At 39.8% G+C, this 17124-nt stretch carries 23 protein-coding genes; 1 reads left to right on the forward strand and 22 read right to left on the reverse strand.

Going from position 1 to position 17124, the window contains the following annotated elements:
• Nucleotides 1-31 precede the first annotated feature (31 nt).
• A complete protein-coding gene (locus ACYH9I_RS00075) occupies nucleotides 32-211 on the forward strand; it encodes a ribbon-helix-helix domain-containing protein (RefSeq protein WP_483557933.1) in 180 nt (59 codons plus the stop codon).
• A gap of 40 nt (nucleotides 212-251) precedes the next feature.
• Here the strand turns inward: ACYH9I_RS00075 and ACYH9I_RS00080 are convergent, their stop codons facing one another.
• The 22 genes from ACYH9I_RS00080 to ACYH9I_RS00185 form a co-directional block, all read right to left on the reverse strand.
• Entirely contained in the window at nucleotides 252-1946 is a 1695-nt protein-coding gene (locus ACYH9I_RS00080; RefSeq protein ID WP_483557935.1) for a hypothetical protein, read from the reverse strand.
• Nucleotides 1947-1954: 8 nt separating this feature from the next.
• A complete protein-coding gene (locus tag ACYH9I_RS00085) occupies nucleotides 1955-2539 on the reverse strand; it encodes a baseplate complex protein (protein ID WP_483557936.1) in 585 nt (194 codons plus the stop codon).
• Nucleotides 2517-3176 carry a hypothetical protein gene (locus tag ACYH9I_RS00090; protein WP_483557937.1) on the reverse strand — a complete coding sequence of 220 codons (660 nt, stop codon included), beginning with the start codon at nucleotides 3174-3176 and terminating at the stop codon, nucleotides 2517-2519. The genes ACYH9I_RS00085 and ACYH9I_RS00090 overlap by 23 nt, the downstream gene beginning before the upstream one ends.
• A 6-nt stretch (nucleotides 3177-3182) precedes the next feature.
• Complete coding sequence (locus ACYH9I_RS00095; RefSeq protein WP_483557939.1) at nucleotides 3183-3788, reverse strand: tail fiber assembly protein; 606 nt, start codon at nucleotides 3786-3788, stop codon at nucleotides 3183-3185.
• A gap of 18 nt (nucleotides 3789-3806) precedes the next feature.
• Nucleotides 3807-5435 (reverse strand): phage tail-collar fiber domain-containing protein, encoded by a 1629-nt coding sequence (locus ACYH9I_RS00100; RefSeq protein WP_483557941.1) that lies wholly within the window; start codon nucleotides 5433-5435, stop codon nucleotides 3807-3809.
• Nucleotides 5432-6043 carry a phage tail protein gene (locus ACYH9I_RS00105; protein ID WP_483557942.1) on the reverse strand — a complete coding sequence of 204 codons (612 nt, stop codon included), beginning with the start codon at nucleotides 6041-6043 and terminating at the stop codon, nucleotides 5432-5434. Before ACYH9I_RS00105 ends, ACYH9I_RS00100 begins: the two co-directional genes overlap by 4 nt.
• On the reverse strand, nucleotides 6040-7215 hold the full coding sequence (locus tag ACYH9I_RS00110) for a baseplate J/gp47 family protein (protein WP_483557944.1): 1176 nt from the start codon (nucleotides 7213-7215) through the stop codon (nucleotides 6040-6042). The genes ACYH9I_RS00105 and ACYH9I_RS00110 overlap by 4 nt, the downstream gene beginning before the upstream one ends.
• Nucleotides 7208-7534 carry a DUF2590 family protein gene (locus ACYH9I_RS00115; RefSeq protein WP_483557946.1) on the reverse strand — a complete coding sequence of 109 codons (327 nt, stop codon included), beginning with the start codon at nucleotides 7532-7534 and terminating at the stop codon, nucleotides 7208-7210. The genes ACYH9I_RS00110 and ACYH9I_RS00115 overlap by 8 nt, the downstream gene beginning before the upstream one ends.
• Nucleotides 7524-9545, reverse strand: a complete 2022-nt coding sequence (locus tag ACYH9I_RS00120) for a phage tail tape measure protein (protein ID WP_483557947.1) — start codon at nucleotides 9543-9545, stop codon at nucleotides 7524-7526. Before ACYH9I_RS00120 ends, ACYH9I_RS00115 begins: the two co-directional genes overlap by 11 nt.
• A complete protein-coding gene (locus ACYH9I_RS00125) occupies nucleotides 9545-9691 on the reverse strand; it encodes a DUF6890 family protein (protein ID WP_483557949.1) in 147 nt (48 codons plus the stop codon). Before ACYH9I_RS00125 ends, ACYH9I_RS00120 begins: the two co-directional genes overlap by 1 nt.
• 44 nt (nucleotides 9692-9735) lie before the next feature.
• Entirely contained in the window at nucleotides 9736-9993 is a 258-nt protein-coding gene (locus ACYH9I_RS00130) for a putative phage tail assembly chaperone (protein ID WP_483557951.1), read from the reverse strand.
• A 128-nt stretch (nucleotides 9994-10121) separates the two neighbouring features.
• The gene (locus ACYH9I_RS00135; RefSeq protein ID WP_483557953.1) at nucleotides 10122-10469 is read right to left on the reverse strand and encodes a hypothetical protein; all 348 of its coding nucleotides are present in this window, start codon (nucleotides 10467-10469) and stop codon (nucleotides 10122-10124) included.
• Nucleotides 10462-10821, reverse strand: a complete 360-nt coding sequence (locus ACYH9I_RS00140; RefSeq protein ID WP_483558403.1) for a D-Ala-D-Ala carboxypeptidase family metallohydrolase — start codon at nucleotides 10819-10821, stop codon at nucleotides 10462-10464. The genes ACYH9I_RS00135 and ACYH9I_RS00140 overlap by 8 nt, the downstream gene beginning before the upstream one ends.
• Before the next feature lie 15 nt (nucleotides 10822-10836).
• Nucleotides 10837-11118, reverse strand: a complete 282-nt coding sequence (locus ACYH9I_RS00145; protein ID WP_483557955.1) for a phage holin family protein — start codon at nucleotides 11116-11118, stop codon at nucleotides 10837-10839.
• Between the two features lie 13 nt (nucleotides 11119-11131).
• On the reverse strand, nucleotides 11132-11590 hold the full coding sequence (locus tag ACYH9I_RS00150) for a phage protein (RefSeq protein ID WP_483557957.1): 459 nt from the start codon (nucleotides 11588-11590) through the stop codon (nucleotides 11132-11134).
• Between the two features lie 13 nt (nucleotides 11591-11603).
• Complete coding sequence (locus ACYH9I_RS00155; protein ID WP_483557959.1) at nucleotides 11604-12716, reverse strand: DUF2586 domain-containing protein; 1113 nt, start codon at nucleotides 12714-12716, stop codon at nucleotides 11604-11606.
• Nucleotides 12717-13433: a hypothetical protein gene (locus ACYH9I_RS00160; protein ID WP_483557961.1), complete on the reverse strand. Its 717-nt coding sequence runs from the start codon at nucleotides 13431-13433 to the stop codon at nucleotides 12717-12719.
• Complete coding sequence (locus ACYH9I_RS00165; protein ID WP_483557963.1) at nucleotides 13423-13899, reverse strand: phage tail protein; 477 nt, start codon at nucleotides 13897-13899, stop codon at nucleotides 13423-13425. Before ACYH9I_RS00165 ends, ACYH9I_RS00160 begins: the two co-directional genes overlap by 11 nt.
• Nucleotides 13896-14348 (reverse strand): head completion/stabilization protein, encoded by a 453-nt coding sequence (locus tag ACYH9I_RS00170; RefSeq protein ID WP_483557965.1) that lies wholly within the window; start codon nucleotides 14346-14348, stop codon nucleotides 13896-13898. Before ACYH9I_RS00170 ends, ACYH9I_RS00165 begins: the two co-directional genes overlap by 4 nt.
• Before the next feature lie 24 nt (nucleotides 14349-14372).
• Nucleotides 14373-15140, reverse strand: a complete 768-nt coding sequence (gene gpM / locus ACYH9I_RS00175; protein WP_483557967.1) for a phage terminase small subunit — start codon at nucleotides 15138-15140, stop codon at nucleotides 14373-14375.
• 14 nt (nucleotides 15141-15154) lie between these two features.
• Nucleotides 15155-16174 carry a phage major capsid protein, P2 family gene (locus ACYH9I_RS00180; protein WP_483557969.1) on the reverse strand — a complete coding sequence of 340 codons (1020 nt, stop codon included), beginning with the start codon at nucleotides 16172-16174 and terminating at the stop codon, nucleotides 15155-15157.
• A 62-nt stretch (nucleotides 16175-16236) separates the two neighbouring features.
• Nucleotides 16237-17076: a GPO family capsid scaffolding protein gene (locus ACYH9I_RS00185; RefSeq protein WP_483557971.1), complete on the reverse strand. Its 840-nt coding sequence runs from the start codon at nucleotides 17074-17076 to the stop codon at nucleotides 16237-16239.
• Nucleotides 17077-17124 lie beyond the last annotated feature (48 nt).

Here is a 17124-nt window from a genome sequence, read left to right on the forward strand (position 1 = left end):
AACTGATTGACAAAAAATCAAGGTGGAACACATGGCGTTATCAAGAGCTGAAATTCAAAAAAGAAGTGATGAAAAAAGAGGAGTAAAACCAAAAGGGTATAAATTGTCAATTAATACAATAGAAATGATTACAGAGTTAAGCAAAAGTACAGGCAAATCGCAAGGCATGATTATCGAAGAAGCGATAAAGTTATATAAATGTTCACTATAAAAAAAGCCCACAAGCGTGGGCGAGGTGAGGGCACAACGTATTATTTTGCAATTACTGGCGAGTATTTTTTATCTAGATTTATTGCGTCCGTTTTAACGCCAACAATTGCGCCCGCGTTGGTTGGTGTGGTTGTGTTTGGGTGTGTATGTTGCGCTGTCAAATCAGCTAGCCGCTCAATAAGCTCTAACGTGTCTAACATCAATTGAGATACATTTATCTCGCCGCTACCGATCCAAACCTGCGGGGCTACGATTTCTTGTTTTGCGCCGGCGATGCTTTGGCGAATTGTTTTAATCTGTTCTTTGATTTCGTTTGCTGTGATATCAATTTTATTTTTTACTGATATCGTTTGATTGCCATTTATTGTTAATGAGTAATCAATACCGACAAACTGCACAAAATTCGAATTAGTCCCAACCGTGTAATCTTTTAGCGCCAGTTGCGTTATAGTGTTCGCAGATAACTTATAATTACTGTACGTGTTGATAGTATAATTAGCGTTAACTGTTGTTATTTTCGTTGTTGTTTGTTCAGTTGATGAATCGCTATTTAAACAATAATCACGGGCGTTATCTGTCACAGTCTGATCGCTTTCACGTATCATATTGCCGACGTTATCAATCTTTGTAAAAACCTCAGCACGCTGTTGCAATAAATGCTCGTCTTTTTTGATATTCGGCATTGTTTTATTGTTTGGGTAGATATTGCGTATAACCGGCTGATCAGGCTTACCATTGATGAAACCGATTTCCACTTCCGTGCCCTCCTCAGGGTAGTGGTACGATCCACCCTCGGATCCGATGTTGGTTACTGGTAAAGGTACCGCTTTATAAACCGGTGTCGTCGATTCTTTGCCGTTTTCATCTAATAACTGCACATTAACGGCGTACTTTGGGCGGAATGGTGTAGATATATCACCTAGATTGGTTTCGTCCGAAATTGCTACAACCTTGGCCATTTTTGACAGATGATAGCCGTCTGCTAGCTCTGGGAATTCTTTTTCAATTTGTCGCCGTGTTGCTGATTTTTTCCCGGCTTTGTCTTCAAAAGTTATTGTCATGTTATCGTTAATCAAATTGACAATAGAGACCTTTTTACCGTTGATTTTAACGCCCGGGCGAAGTTTTGGCACTAACGGAATTTCAACAATGTTAGATCCGGCGGTTGATGATGCGATTTTATTTAAATTATCACCCAAATTGATATCTTTATCATTAAAATAGCTATCGTTATAGCTACCGCAATAGATTTTGCCTGTCGGTGTTTGAAAAAAAGTATATTCGGGAATGTTGAAAGCTCTACCGATTTCTTGCAATAAGTGATAGCCAGTTCCCGCATGCTTAAAGTGTGGAATTTTTGTATTAACATAATCAGCGTCCGGCAAATTAAACTGTAACCCGTTTTTTGATGTTAAATACTCAGTAACAGCTTTTAACGTCGGATGTTGAAACGAACAATCAATTGTTTGCTTATAACAACCGATCAACTCACGAACAAAAAGCTTTTTGACGTTGTTTGCTGCTGTTTGTTCGCTTTCAATAAACCCGGTGAAAAATCTTTGTAAGTCGTTACCGTACCCAAGATTAATTTTTATTACTTTGTTCTTAAGTGATGTTTTATCTTTTTCGGGAATAGTAATAAAACCGCGTCCGCAAGCGTTTAACTCTAACACGATGTTACAATCAATAATCTGAATACGTTCGTTATTGATCATTGCATATTTATTAATCTTCATATTTATTCCTACGGTAATGCATCATTAAACACCCCAAGAATTTGTTCAACTTTGCCAGTTTGGGCGTTTTCGTCCTGCTCGGCAGGCACTTCTTCAATTATTGCGCCGACGCTCTCGTCACCATTTTCAACTGCTCGCTGTTGTGCTCTTGCCTCTCGCTTCTCGGGCACTGATTTACGTTCTGATAGCGTAAAACTAATTTGCCACGCAAGCAGTGTAGAATGAGGAGAAACCGAAACTTTGCCACTGAAAACAGCTTCACGTAAATTTATAACGTTAGCCGTGGCATTAGCAACACGATACAGCTTTTTAGCTCCGCCTTTTTCGGTTTGATATGACAATTCAATCAATCGGCTTAAGCGATCCGGTGTTGAATATTCAATTAACCCATTAATATTTAATTTCTTTGGTTTGATACCTTTTTCACTGCTATTTGTTGATGATGATTGCCCTGACTGGTCTTCTTCCGGCAAATCATACTCGGCAGAAATTGACGGGTTTTTTAATATAATAGATTCACCGTCAAGCGCTAATACAATATTATCAACGCTTCCCGCAGATCCGTTATTGTTAATCGATGAGTTTTCTATCATGTACTAAATCCAATATCGGTTTTAAGTTGTTATCTGAAAATGCCAGTAAAAAAGTAAAAATATGCTCTTTGTTGGGTAACTCTTTATGGAGATCACACGGCAAACCATGAAAAAATGTTATATCAATACTACCGCCAGTTAATGAAGCTGTTTTACTGGCAACTTTGTTTAAAACGGCTTCTTTTTGCTGTGCAAACCGCTGTAATTCACTCATTACGCTATTTATTGATGCTTTAGCGTCTTTTTGTGCCTCTTTTAACGTTTGACTGTTAACAATTGCACGCGTGTTACTTGATGATAACTGTTTTACAACTTTTCGATCAGCCGGATTCGGTATAACCATTTTTGTTACATCTAAATCTTGCACTGTTTTAGCCGTTCTCAGTGCTCGATTGATTTCCGGCAAATCCCAGCACTGGCTTAATGCTGTTAGCTTATTAATAAAACCGGCTTCTGTTACAGATGATATCAATATAACAGCAACTGGCGTTATGCTGTCGATTTTTGCTAATAACGCCTTGATTGCTTCCTCGGGTGATAAAAATTTGCTGTTAGTAATCTTGTACGGCTCAATTGCTACAGCTTCAAAGCTCATTGACTTATATTTTGCTAATGAAAACGTTTTATCACACCACACGATCGATTACTCCGGCTTTTCTGGCCAATCAATTGCTGGTGCAGTATCAACATCAATACGATTTAGTAAAGCACGATATTTTTTCCATGCTGCGTATAACGTTTTTTCTTCGTCTGTAGCTATTTCTGTGTCAATCGCATCTTGTAGATAATCAATTTGTGAGCTAGCTTCGCTTAATAGCTGTTTTTTCTGTGCTGTTGCTACAGCTACATAGTGTTGATGCTGTTTATTTTCATCTAACACCCATTTTTCACCGTCCCAGCTATCAAATTCGCTAGACGGTTTTAATAGCGTGTAATCTGCGGGAATATCGCCGATTTCTGTTACTGTTGATTCTGCACCATTTTCTATTGAGTAGATTTTTTTACCCCGGTGGTCGGCGGGGTATACCCACTTATCGCCATCCCTGATGATCGCTTTACCATCTTTAACCGGCTTTGGTGCGTCTAAATATGAATTAGCAGGCACGCCAACACCAACGGGTAAATACTGATATGTAGCACCCGAATACTCCCCCTTGGAATCAACATTATAAATCACAGCCCAACCCGCTTTTGTTGTTAGTCCGTTCTCGTCCAAAATAGCTGTTTCTGGTTGTAATTGATATTTCATTATATAAATCTCCTGATCTTATTCTGCTTTAACTATGTACATAAATGCGACGTTGCGCGGTCTAGTCTCGTTATCGCCCGTTAGTTCCGTCCAGCCAGTTTGCGGCGTTCCGTGCGTTACTGACGCCGTAATATTTCCCGCCGAGTTAAATGATGTTCTGGCATTAATCGCGTGATTATGACGCTGAATTGCAAAATTTTGCCAACTCAATATAACCCGGTACGGATCTGCTCCTTTACCATTATCCCAGCCCCGAATAAATTCACCGCGAAGGTCTGGCAACAGCCCCCAAGGATAAACACCGCCCAACCTTGGGAATTGATTTACATTGAATTGAGCGCCGTTGCATTCAAACCACCCCGCTGGCGGCCGATCGTGCGGCCACGGAAGTGGAATCCCAGATGGCAGTGTAAAATTTCTAATATATTGCTCTAAATTTAACACCCGATGCGCTGGGACATAACCTTCACCAAGGACACCATCTTCAGCAAAACCCCAAGGCAAATTTTTTCTTACAGAGTTATACATTCCCACAACGCCATCATCTCGAACAAGCAAGTAAAAACGTTTATCGTTAGAGTACACTCGTGACTCAACGCCTCCAGATGTGAATTTATCTGTTATCGCATTGATTCTATTGTGTGCGTTGTTCGCGTTGTTATCCGCTAATAGTGCGTTATTATTTGCTGCAACAGCATTATCATTCACTTTTTTTACAGCCCACACCGTAGCCGCCTCGGTTTCTGATGTGCTGTTAATTTCTGAACTGAGTTTAACTATTCCCACTTTTTCAGTTGTCGCATGATCGTACGTTGTGATAAATGATTTCGGTTTAACAACAACTAGCTTGCCGTTTGCGTCAACTGAAGCTACACGCTCAACATAGTGCTTAAATCCATCTTGTTCGTAATCACGTAAATTAGTGCCCGCAATTAAATTATAGTTTACAGACCATTCACCAGTTACAGCGCCAGTTAACCACGCATCAATATATAACGATTGATTGTTTTCAATTTCTATCGATGTTTGAGTGGCGTGCTCAACTCGCAAACCGGCAACATATGCCAAACCTGATGACACTGTTAATTGATTGCCATTTTTTGTTATTGCAAAACCGTCATGAATTGCTAATCGATTATATAAATCATAATTAGTTAATCGAATACGTTCATCTTCGCCAGCCAATCGTTTTGAATAATCGATCTGCCAAGTTTGGGCATTGACAGTAATACCCGTAGATTCAGATGCATTATCAATTTCTAACCAAATTGATTCTGTTATCGTATTACCCTGACGTTGTCCGGCAGTTTTTATTTTTCGTGTTAAATCAGTATGCATCACCATGCATAGCGTGTTAGTTTCTGCGTTGACAAGCCCGATATAGTTAAATGAAAAATCACCGATGCTAGTGTCAAGAATAACAGAATAAACCACAGTCTTATCATTCAATAACCCCGATTGCGTAACTGGTGCTGTATGTACTATTTGACTTGCGGCGGGCATTGAACCGTTAACATTGATTTCAGTGTCGCCGTTAATGCCTGAAACGTTAGCAAATATAACTTTATCTAGTTTTATCGCTTGCGACTTGCTCAACTGTTTTATAAAAAACTGTTCGCCCGTTTTTACTATTGCCGTTTTACTCATTGCTGTACTCCATTAAATTCTTTTACTTCACCAAATCCGCCAACTTTTAAAATTACTGTTGCTTGGTGTATTCGTTTAAAATTAAATTTAGAACCGTTGTAATGTTGATTGTTATTAAACTCGCCGCATCTAAATTTCATCGGCTGCACGTGAACAATTTCAAAAAAATAACGCCGACAGGTTCGGCCGTATTGCCTGATAATTTCCGTTAATAATTCACGATTATTTGTTAACTGATTATCAGATAATCGCAAGATGATAACGTCCCAATCATAGCCGTACTGGCGTTCTAGTATTTGAACCGTGCCGATTTCTAGCCGCTCAAATATATTTTTAAACCCAATAACCGATCCAGAATCTGCAGCATTGGCGTATGCGTATTTAATGCGTTTTCTGTATAACGTTAATGGCTCGTTATTTAGTCGTTTAACATCGCGTTGATAGGCATACAAAAATAATAATCGCTCGTCACATGTTAACGGGTCGAACTGCATAACTGGGAATTTTAACCATTGATACATACGATCCCAGTATTTAAGTGATGCATTAGCAAGCTTTAGCGGCTCGCCTTTGTTCATCCAAACCGGCAGCTTGATTTTTAATTTCATTCTGCGACCTCGGTATTTATTGTTAGAGTTCGAAGTCTTGGTACTTCTAGCTCGCTGACAATGTCGCCGATGTTAAATACAATCGAATGTAACTCGTTAAATTGCTCATGCAGTTCTTCGTTTAATTTTGAGATACTAAACCGTGAATACGCATTTACTTGCGTTACGTTATAGTCGTTATTCTGACGAAATGCGCAACGTATAAAATGCTCAACGTTTAATAGATATTGATTAATGTCGATCGGTTGTTGTTCACGTTCAAAATATAATGTAACAGCAATATCAATTTTCTTTTCAGGCACGGCAAAGCACTTTAAATCATCACCATGGCCACGGTAGCCTTGCCCCATGATGTAATCGTTAACTTTATCGATAAAATATTTTGAATCTACGCCGTCATTTAGCAATAGATATAAATTTGCTGTACCCGGACCTCGTGGAGCATCATGCACAAAATAAACTTGTTTTGTTGAAATCCCCGTAATTGTTGTCACAATGCCACGATATACGGCATCAGTATGATAGTGACCAACAAAGTTATACTGGTTTTTAGTTCTATCTCTTAAATCATCATCTGATTCAATGTTAGCACCCGGTAAGATCAACCAATTATCGTCATTAGTAACAGTTACACCGTCTATCTGTTCAACTAAAAAACGATAATAACCAGCAGCTAAGTTATAGTTTTCACCGCTGCCGACGGCCACTACTGGAATGCGTGCGACTTCAACACCTGCCGGTATGCTATACTCTTGAGTAGTTTGTAATTGATATGTAACGCCGTTAATTTCGGGCGAGCTAATCACAGTGCCTACAGGTATAACAACCGCCTGATTTTTATTTGCTTTAGTGAACAAAATTTCACCCGTTGCCAATGTTGCCGGCTTACGCTCTAAATTAACGGCATTAGCAAACAAATCTAAAAACTGACCGCTGGCCGTCATTAAAAACATATTCATTAATACATTTTTGATAAATGCATCTTTTAGCCAAATATATGGCCGTATCACAATCGCAGACATCAAACGCCAAAATGGGGAGTATTTCGATGTGTTTGTGATTAACCCCTCTGCTTTTGTCAATTCTTCGAACTCTTTACGAGCGGCGTTTTCGTCAACTGGCATACCATGATCGTGCAGTATTTTTTCAAACATTTTTTGATAATCAGCCATTGATCGTTACTCCAATTTTTCCAAAGTCGTACGTGTCAGCAGTCAGATAAAGCCGTTCTGCGGTTTCTTCTTTGATGTGCGCAGTGCCTGGTACTATGCGGCGATCGCTTTCGACTAATAAAATAATTTTAGTGAAAACGTCGTAACGCATAGTAGGGGATCGCTCTGCAACCAATTCAGTAGCTAAACCGCTTTCAATAATTGCATGTTTAATATCTTGCCCGATGCTTTGCTGATTTTTTGCTAAGTTCGGCTCATAACCGCTATTTAACGAAAAATCACGATCGGCAATGAGTAAATCAAAATACTTATCCGGCATAAAGCTGCTCCCATTCTTGCAGTTGGGCCGGCGTCATCGGCTGCGAATTATTGATCGTGACTGACTGAATATTCTTACTATTATCGATATTTTGCGATTTACTGTTTTGAATCTCTTTTGACAATCCACCATGATCGATGTCACGCACGATCGTACTAGTAATCGGTGATTTTGCAGTGCCGATCGGCGATTCTTCGGGCGCGTCGATTTTTTCGTATTCAAGCAGCTCAATGTTAACGCCCGGGACATAATTTAAGCCTTTAATAATATCGTTAATTACATCTATTCCCTTGTTTTTAATTATTTTAAAAGCATCCCAAAATGCTTCTTTCAATGCATCGCCGACTTTTGAAAATGCGTCAGCATTAGTAAAAAACTCAACAAAACTATCCCAACCGGCTGTTAAATCATCTATTGTTGATAAAAATGTATCGCCGATAAACTCAAAAACACAGCAAACAGCGTCCGATAACACGTTGAATGCAGCAATAAGCACTTGAATATATATAGAGTCTTTTATACTGTCCCAAAATTTACACACCATAGCGATCGCATTAGAAAGTAGAGAAAACCAGATAATGATCCCACCTTTGACAATTTTAAAAAGAAAGAAAAACATTTTTGCGGTGAATTTTAAATAACCGGATATCATCTTAAACGCCCACGTTTCACTAAACGCAGCCCATAGCACTTTTACTTTTTCAATCACCCAATTAATTGCGTTACCGATCTGTTTACGAAAAACCCAACAAATAGCAATCACGGCAGCAATCCCGATAATAATTAGTGTTATCGGGGAAAGTAGTAACGATATAACACCAGAAATAATTGCAAACACAGCAGCAACACCCGCCAAACTTATAAGCGCGACGGTGACTATGCCGATCCATTTAGCAATATTTGGAAACATTTCCAGCCACTTAGCAAATTTGCCGATAATGCCACCAATAGCATTCATAACCGGCATTAAAATCGGTAATACTGCACGCCCAATAGACTCTTTAATATTCATAAATTGAGCATTAATGCGCTCCAACGGTTTAACATTACCTTGAGCCATCTTTTGCATTAATTTAAAATTCCGCCCCTTACCAATTTCTTTGACGTGTTGATTTAATTCATCTGAGTTATTCGCCAAGGTTTTTACAATATCAGCACCCGCACCAAGGGCTTTATCTAATAACTCCTGTGCTTTAATGTTTTTTGATAAATCCTTGCCAAATTTACCTTGGATTTTGTCAATAATTTCAGGCATTGACAGCATTTTGCCGTTAGCATCAGCAAACGATAGTCCGAGTTCTTTCCCCGCTTTGCCTAAATTTTTGTACAGCGCGGCATATGACCCCGCAGCACCTGCACCAAGGCTTTTACTTGCCATACTCAGAACAACAGCTTGCTCTCCCATGCTTACGCCGTTATTCGCCGCCGTGCCTTTGGTTTTTTGCATCATGCTTTGCAGTTGCTGGGTTGACACGTTAAAATTATTTTTAGCGTATGCAGCAATACCCGCCGCATGACGTGCAAAATTTAACTGGCCGATTTTATTAACTGTGCCTTTGTAGCTCGCTGCCATTTGCTCAATGTACGCGGTTGATGTGTCCACGCTTTCGCCGGTTGCTTTTGACAGCATATTCATCGCAGCTACAGCGTGCGGTACGTCTGCATCACTAATGCCCGATAACGCACCCTTGATTGATGATGCTGAGTTAACAAAATCAAGCGCACTTGTGCCATATTCTGAGCTGAATTTTTTTGCCGCTGTTCGCAATTCATTAATTGACGAAACACCGCCCAAGCTTGCGTTTTTTAATGCCCGATCCATTTCTTCGGCGGGTGAGAGTAAACCAGTAATGCTTTTAGCAACAGCGAAAAGGGCAATACTGCCGCCGCCAATTTTTTTAAATGAGCTGGCAGCAGTTGCGTTAAATGACTTAAATTGCGATTGTACGCGTTTAAGCGGCGCAGTTACGCGATCAGTTAATCTAATTGTAAAATCTAATGATGATGACATTATTTAACACCTTTAAAAGCTTTGCCGATACCGTTTGCTACTGCTGCCGCTTGTACCTCTGCTAAATGATTATCTAGCCACGCCGCACGGGCGAGATTTTCGCTACTATCATCCTCAGCCGGCAGATAGTAGCGTCGTAAAATCAATAATTGTTCTAACGAATTCTTCTCAATTCTACTTACTCGCCGATTTAGTTTTTTACTTCGATCTCTAAGTCGGGCGCATATTGTTTGATAAGTTTTTCATTAATCTGTAATGCTGCGCCAATATGATTTTCTAAAATTTCGTTTAAAACCTCTTTACACTCTGGCACAACAGTACGACGTAAAAAGTTTGTTGCCGGTGCAATTTTGTCGTTCATCGTGACATCGTTGATATACGTGTTATAAGCTAACTTTGTTGGTTTAAAAGTAATATCTTTGCCGCTAATTGTTAATGTGATTTCCATGTTGTACCTCGTTTATTGTTTCTACTAAAGTGTTATGCCTAAGTGCGCAGTCGATATAAATACTGCGCCATTCAATTAGTGCATTTTGTATTGCCGTTGTTGTGTTGTTCTCAATTTTCGGCAATATTTCAACGCACCTTGTTAATGTGTTTTGTTGATAAAATTTGCTCGTAATCTGCTGTTTGTTTGTTGAACAGCTCGACAAAATCACGACTAATGCAATTGCTATTAACAGCATTGCCAAAGGTCTGCGCTTTCTTGTTATTTTGTCGTTCATACGTTTTTACCTGTTGTAATTTAGTTTCTAGCTCTTGCGATTTATTGTTAATAACTGATTGTTGTTGCTTTGCTTCAAAATTCAGCTTGTTTATTTGTTTTAGTGATTTGCTATCGTGTTGTAATGATGAAAAATAAATACCAAAACAAAAAATCAATAATACAAGCAACACAATAATCGCCAGATTGTATTTATTCATTTGAACCCCAGCGAGCTTTAACTACCCGAACATCAATATGGGTAAATGTAATATATCGACCAATGCCGAACTTATCCGGGTATTTTGATTCTAAATAATCGGCCACGGTTTTCGGTTTAATGCCTTTTACTTTGATATCAGCAGCATTACCCAAAACGTGTTGGCTGTGCTGTTTTCCGCCTACTGTGTGATTGTGCTGCCTGCAACGGCAACCGCTAGTAATTATTGTTGGGGCATTAAAATGATTTCTGACATCCTCCAAAACTTCAACAAGGGACGGATTGACATCATCAAAACAGCAACCACACTTACATGCAAATTCTGAGCGTTTAAAGTGTTCTGACAAATTCATCAATTTCATCAATTTTTATCCTTTTGTTTTCTTATCAATATAAGTAATAACCACCCATTCGATGAGCGAATGCCCTAAAATGCCGAGCAGCGCCGCAGCACCAACAATAACAAGTTGAGACGCGGCAGGGTGGGGAATCATGATTAACCCGGCTATCAGTGATGACCCCGTTCCCAGCAACGACCGGCCAATCACTTTGCGCCATGTAATCGCTTCATCACCGGCCAGCAACTTAGCTATACCAAGCATAAAGCCCACTAGTCCGATTTTTACCAATAGTGAATCTTCATCAGTCATTGTCGGAATCCGCCTAGTTATTTAATAAATTGCGTGTATCGGTCGCTGACAAATACGGCACGCCGTTAATGCTAACAAAATCTGGCGATGTCACTATATAATCAATAGTATGCGTAGTTTCATCATCACCGCTTTTATCCGCATTTAACAAATCCGAAATTTTTAGCTTGCAGCCGAATGCCTCTATTTTTTGTGATTCGTCCCCAGTATCTGCATAAAACATAAAATCAGATGCGGGCATAGCACGAAACGACCCAAAACTTCTAGCTATCGCTACCAGCTTATTAAAATACTTACTAGTCAACGTGATAGAGCCTTCCGCTGTTACCGATCCAGCTATATGCCCATCTGGCACGCCGTTAGTTGATGCAACGGCACTATTATCAGTGATAGTTAATGTCACACTTTTAACTTGTATTAATTCACCGCCAAAATTGACGTCAAACGATTTCCCTGTAATTCTTGAACCCATTTTATACTCCTGATTACTGATCTAAGGATGCATCAAGCATCAGACTGATAGTGATTTGCATTGGAATATCACGCGTGCGCACAACTGCATAAATATCAACGGTTTTGGGTGTTTTCCACGTGATAACAATGTCGCCATCTTTTGGCTTTTTAACTTCACCCGGAAATTCAATGCCGTTAATCTGTGATGTTATTGACATCTCACGCATCGGCTTAGCAAAGTATTGCTGATGTACAGCTATCGAATTAGCTGAGCTATTGAATGAGGCATCGGCAATTTTGGCGATCGCTAATAATCGAATTTTACGTGCGACTTTATCGATAACGCGTACTGTCTCGGCTGATTGATAATCACCACCCTCAACGTCTAATGTGCGATCGTCTGCCCAATAAATGCCGTCGTAATCTGGATACCACATTGGCACACTGTAACGATTTGCGTTTAGTGTTTGCAATGTAGCTAGCGGTAATTCAACCCCCGCGGAATCGACCGGCAAAGTGTCACTACCTAAATTGCTGACTGCGCCAGTTTTAACGCGTGCCAGTGCATCGGCGATAGTTACCGAGCGGTTACATGAACGCCCGGCGTTGACAAACGGTTCATTGCCCCAAATCATGGGTATAAGTGTAATTGCATATTCAGCAATACCGTTTTGCAATGTAGCCAATCGTGATTCATATCGTGCCCACGTTTCGTTTGGTTGCAGTCCCTCAATACCCAAAATAAACCGAACCCAACGGCCATACTTAGCAATTAAATTCTTGCGCAAACTGATCGCTTTGTTGATTTCGGCTTTCGTGTTGATATTTTCAGCATAAACAACCGCTTCAAACGATCCGATTTTTTGGGCTTGCATTACAGCATCAGTCCAATCTTGCCCGTCGTTTAAAATAGCAATACTGGCAAACCAGTTTTGCCCTGCGTTTTCTAATGCAGCCAACACGCCTTTTTTTAGCGCACTGTCATCATTACCCAACACGCCATTAAAATCAGTTTGGGCATTGACTGAAATAATTTGCCCTTTATTTTTGCCCGCATTGCCGATAAACAAAAATCGGCGTTCTACTTCGTCGGTTTCGCCCTGCAGTAGATTTAATTGATTAATTGTAATTGTTGGCCAAGTCATTTAATTTTTACCTCGTTTTATGTTTTGGGCTTTTACATCCCAGCCAAAGCTAATATTTTTAAGCTGTCGTTCTAATATTTTGGAAAATTCATTATCAGTCATACCCATAAATGCACGGCTAGGAATTTTTACTGACCAAAACTGCTTAACTAGCTCATCGACCATTCTTTTTATCACTACGCCCGCCTGTGCCTTTGAATAATTTTCACGAAGCCACTTAACCGATGATTTAACTTCTTTTCCTTTTCTTGAGTGCGTATGTCCCAGCTCTCTTAATTTTTTAATTTGTTGTTTTGTAATCGAACCCTTTTTTTTGCTATTAGATTGCTTTTTAAATTGCTTAGCATTTTGTCGAATTGTCCGCCCATTTTGTTGCACATCAGCAACTACACCGATTGGGATATTTTTATCCGACGTGCTTTTATAATGTCCTTTAAAATAGAGTTTTACAGCTTCAATCGCCGGCATTTCTCTAACCGCTATATGTTTAGCTATTTTTTTCAAAAGCGGGCTTTTACGCTTGCCTTTCCTTTCTTTAAAATCAGAACCATTAAAGTCTTTCTGTTCTTTAATATTCCTTTTTATTGCCGGAATCATGCCCAGCTTTGCTATACGCCACAAAAGACGTTGTTTTTTCTTTGGTGGCATCTCAAGCTTTTTAATAGCTTCTTGTAACTCTTTTAGTTGAGCTTTGTTTAATTCGCCACTAATTTGCATTAACATTCACCTGATCCGGATGTGCCCAAACGCTTGTAAGTCCGAGCTTGTAACGCTTGCCTTTATACGGTATTGATCCGTTCTCATCCTCGATTAAAGTGATATCTTCTGACAACGGTACAGCAATCATTAAGTAAGCGGTTTGTTCGTCGTTTTCTGAAACGTCAATATCAGGATTAACATTATCAAATTGCGCATCGTCCCGGTTTTTGCTTTCAAGCCAACACATAACCAACGCGAAGACAAGGCACGGGTCATAAATTCGGTACGGGAATTCGTCAAATGTTATTACCGCATCGTATTTCAGTTTTGCGCATAAAAGTTGCTCCGTCGGCTGTTTTGTTACAAGCTTAAATACGCGATCAATTTCCAAATTGTCCATAAATGAGCTGAACGTCAAACCGCTATGACTGCGTGGTTTCAGGTTATCGACTAAGTGTTTGGTTAATTCCGTTAATAAACTCATATTAATTCCACCGAACTACGACGATAGCCCAAAATGGCTCTAATTGCTCTTGTACCCTCTGCTAACAATTTGCTTTCCATTTCGTTTTGATTTGCGTCAATTTGTTGTTTAACATTTGAAATCGCCACAAACTCACCGATTAAATCAGCTTTTGCACGTGAATAAACTGCCTTTTTATACAGCGCAGTAACGCTATTTATACCATCTGAATTAATTCCCTTAATGTCATTTATTGCGCCCACGCCGCCGGCAACGTGTTTGGTTTTAAATCGCTCTAATGAGATATTGACCTCGCTAATTGCCGTTAATAACGCATCTCTGATTAAATCCGCGCTAACTGCTGCTGTAATGCTGCGCGACTTTTGAAAGTCGGCAATATTGATATCTGGCCAAAAACCATCATTCTGGATAATGATTTCTTGGTAATCGATTTCTAAACCGTTAAACATGACTATCCTTAAAAAAGCGCCCGTTCAGGATTTGAAAAGATGATTTAGAAAATCTCTTTTTTCATCCTGTGGGCGCTGGCTCGCTGTGTAGTCTGGATCGGATAACGCCCGAATTCGGCTAGCAATGCCAGCTCGCATAGTTTTAACTTGTGCATGCACATGCATAGCTTCAGCTTGTGCCAATAATTGATCCGCTTTTTCCAATACTTCTATATCATCAACCGCAGTAGCGCGGGGTTGTCCTTTTTCGTCACGTAAAACAAACAGCCCAGCAAATTTAAACCACTTACTTTTTATTTTTTCATGTATGCGCCATTCATAAGCTACTTTGTTAAAAATCATTGAAAAATACGGCTCAATTGCATTCCCTTGCTCCGCTTGCTGTTCCGCCCAAGAATAAATCTGATCGGCAACAAATGCGGGGAAATGGCTTTTTATATTGTCAGGGGTTGGTTGATTTTGTTTTATAGCAATAAACGCCCATTTGATTGCCAAATCAAACTCACCAACATCAAATAACCACACAATGCAATAACTTAAAATTGGATTTCGATAAGCTTCCCCCTGCTCAATGTAGCTTTGAGCATAAGGTTGCCAGCGCGGTAATAGTACGTTGCGTTTTTCTTCAATCCGTTCTTTGATGGTTGGCAGCGACCGCAAATACTGGGCATCTTTTTTTAGTGCTTCATTTAAAACATGCAAACTAAGTGATGACGAACAAACCGCAGCTTGTGGTTGCATTTCGTTTAGTGTTTGTACTTTGGTTCGATGCCTTTGCATTGGTGATAACATGCCAACCCTCTTTTTTACAGCTGATTAACTTCCGCCGATTGCTCGCCCTCGATTGTGACAGCGTTTTCATCAATTGCGGCATACAGTTCAGGTATTTCTAGCGCATAGCCTTCCATTCGCCAGTATTTACTTTCGAACGCTTCGCGATCTTGAACGTCTTCGGCTGCACGTCGGCGAGTATTACGCTGCGTATAAATGTGTAAATTTTGTAATGTAGTGACAACCATACGCTTGCCCGGCATGAATGGCGGGATATATGCCGGCATACCCGCTACAGAATCAGATAGTAACTGAGCGGCGATTTTTTCAGTCGGCTTATCAGCTTGCTGATATAGTCGGAATGATTCAGCGGCAACCAGATCCGTACCAACTAACACAACTAAGCGAGGATCAAAACGAAACTCTGGGCGAATGCTGTTTTTTAGATCTGACGCCATTGCATCTAATGATTTATAATCACCATTTTTACCTAAAGTAACCGGATCTGTCAGAACTTGCTTGCCGCCTTGCCACTCTTTCGCAATTTGATGCCAGCCTTTATTAACATCCTCCCCGTTAGGATATGTATCTGGATCTGTTTCATCGGCAATGTGTGTACCGTTAAAGCCGATCCGCAGCATATCTAACCCAAAAGACTGCTCTATAAATGTTTGTACCAAACTAAAGAATTCATTTTCAGCCCCCGAGTTCCCCCACTGGCTAAGTAGCTCCCACGTCAGTACTGCGCAAGAATCCGTTTTTGATAATTTATATTCATTACCCTCAATGCCAACCTTACGGCTAAAGCGAGCATCTTTTTTGCGACCAGTATATAATTGTGATACACCTGTTCGAACAACTTGCCCTACAATTTGATCGACATCTGCGCAGTAGATTTTTGATAAAAATTCAACCTGATGCATGATCGCTTGTCGTAGTCGTGTTTCTTGGGGCGGAGTTAATGAAAACAACTTCTTAACATCAGCACGTTTACTAGCTAATGAAAAATTATGTATATATTTTGCCAGCATTTGCTCGGCATTTTGATTTAGCATATATAATCCTGTTTTACCTGTGATTGTGATACTTTATTGGATAAACCTGTTAAAACCGGCATTTAAACAAACATTTTTAAATCAGCACCAACGGTTGGTTTTAAGTCCGGGGTTGGTGTTGAGCTAAATGTCATTGCTCGACTGAATTTTTTTTCTAAAGCATCGAATTTTTTTGTTAACTCAACATTTGCTTTTTTTAAAGCAGTAAATTCCTCTTTAGATACTTCGCCGGTTACTTCTTCTGCGACGGTTTCGGCTTGTTCTGATGTTTCACTTGCAAGCTCTGTTAATTCTTCCGCAATTTTTTCGGCTTTTTCCGCGTCTTTTTCAGCTAATGCGGCTTCTAGCTCTTCAATTTTTTGGGCTTGAGCCGCTAACTGTTCTTTTAGCTCTTGAATTTCTTCTTCTGTCATTGTGTTGGATCCTGTGTTTTGTTGTTCAGTAGATAAACTAAATTCGTGTAGTCCTGTGTAGGTGTTCCCACGTTCCTTACTAAATTTCAGTTGTGATATTCCCGGTAATGCGGGCTGATCAGTAACAGCCAACCCAGTTAAATAAAACTGACCAACATCGGGAAAGTCGGAGGTAATCTCAACGGAGCAAAATAGCTTTTGATTGTCGTCGTTTAATGCTAATAAAAATTTATTTGCCGCTAATTTTGCATACAGTTTTAGCTTACCGTCTTCTTCTTCGGTTTTCAGTTCTAGCACTAAACCTAGATTTGACTGGTACACACGATCTAAGGGGTGGTTGTGCTCATTCCAAATTACAGCACTATAAAAATCTGAATTGTAATTTTGTGCGGCGCTGGCCAACCATTCCCGCATCATTTCCCGCCCATCTACTGAGCGCCCCTCTGTTGCGATACATAACCAATCACTTTCTTTTAATTCTTTTGCCATTGTTAGATAACATTAATTAATCTTGTGGTTAGATTAAAATGATTTTAG

The organism is Gilliamella sp. X-23 (assembly GCF_057063545.1).

Bases quoted from the DNA above. Each gene is read 5' to 3' on its own strand.
- ACYH9I_RS00080 (WP_483557935.1), bottom strand. From the start codon at position 1,946: ATGAAGATTAATAAATATGCAATGATCAATAACGAACGTATTCAGATT.
- gpM (WP_483557967.1), bottom strand. From the start codon at position 15,140: ATGTTATCACCAATGCAAAGGCATCGAACCAAAGTACAAACACTAAAC.
- ACYH9I_RS00095 (WP_483557939.1), bottom strand. From the start codon at position 3,788: ATGAAATATCAATTACAACCAGAAACAGCTATTTTGGACGAGAACGGA.
- ACYH9I_RS00185 (WP_483557971.1), bottom strand. From the start codon at position 17,076: ATGGCAAAAGAATTAAAAGAAAGTGATTGGTTATGTATCGCAACAGAG.
- ACYH9I_RS00170 (WP_483557965.1), bottom strand. From the start codon at position 14,348: ATGTTTAACGGTTTAGAAATCGATTACCAAGAAATCATTATCCAGAAT.
- ACYH9I_RS00145 (WP_483557955.1), bottom strand. From the start codon at position 11,118: ATGACTGATGAAGATTCACTATTGGTAAAAATCGGACTAGTGGGCTTT.
- ACYH9I_RS00135 (WP_483557953.1), bottom strand. From the start codon at position 10,469: ATGAATAAATACAATCTGGCGATTATTGTGTTGCTTGTATTATTGATT.
- ACYH9I_RS00180 (WP_483557969.1), bottom strand. From the start codon at position 16,174: ATGCTAAATCAAAATGCCGAGCAAATGCTGGCAAAATATATACATAAT.
- ACYH9I_RS00105 (WP_483557942.1), bottom strand. From the start codon at position 6,043: ATGAAATTAAAAATCAAGCTGCCGGTTTGGATGAACAAAGGCGAGCCG.
- ACYH9I_RS00130 (WP_483557951.1), bottom strand. From the start codon at position 9,993: ATGGAAATCACATTAACAATTAGCGGCAAAGATATTACTTTTAAACCA.
- ACYH9I_RS00085 (WP_483557936.1), bottom strand. From the start codon at position 2,539: ATGATAGAAAACTCATCGATTAACAATAACGGATCTGCGGGAAGCGTT.
- ACYH9I_RS00165 (WP_483557963.1), bottom strand. From the start codon at position 13,899: ATGAGTTTATTAACGGAATTAACCAAACACTTAGTCGATAACCTGAAA.
- ACYH9I_RS00160 (WP_483557961.1), bottom strand. From the start codon at position 13,433: ATGCAAATTAGTGGCGAATTAAACAAAGCTCAACTAAAAGAGTTACAA.
- ACYH9I_RS00150 (WP_483557957.1), bottom strand. From the start codon at position 11,590: ATGGGTTCAAGAATTACAGGGAAATCGTTTGACGTCAATTTTGGCGGT.
- ACYH9I_RS00075 (WP_483557933.1), top strand. From the start codon at position 32: ATGGCGTTATCAAGAGCTGAAATTCAAAAAAGAAGTGATGAAAAAAGA.
- ACYH9I_RS00120 (WP_483557947.1), bottom strand. From the start codon at position 9,545: ATGTCATCATCATTAGATTTTACAATTAGATTAACTGATCGCGTAACT.
- ACYH9I_RS00110 (WP_483557944.1), bottom strand. From the start codon at position 7,215: ATGGCTGATTATCAAAAAATGTTTGAAAAAATACTGCACGATCATGGT.
- ACYH9I_RS00100 (WP_483557941.1), bottom strand. From the start codon at position 5,435: ATGAGTAAAACGGCAATAGTAAAAACGGGCGAACAGTTTTTTATAAAA.
- ACYH9I_RS00155 (WP_483557959.1), bottom strand. From the start codon at position 12,716: ATGACTTGGCCAACAATTACAATTAATCAATTAAATCTACTGCAGGGC.
- ACYH9I_RS00140 (WP_483558403.1), bottom strand. From the start codon at position 10,821: ATGAATTTGTCAGAACACTTTAAACGCTCAGAATTTGCATGTAAGTGT.
- ACYH9I_RS00115 (WP_483557946.1), bottom strand. From the start codon at position 7,534: ATGCCGGATAAGTATTTTGATTTACTCATTGCCGATCGTGATTTTTCG.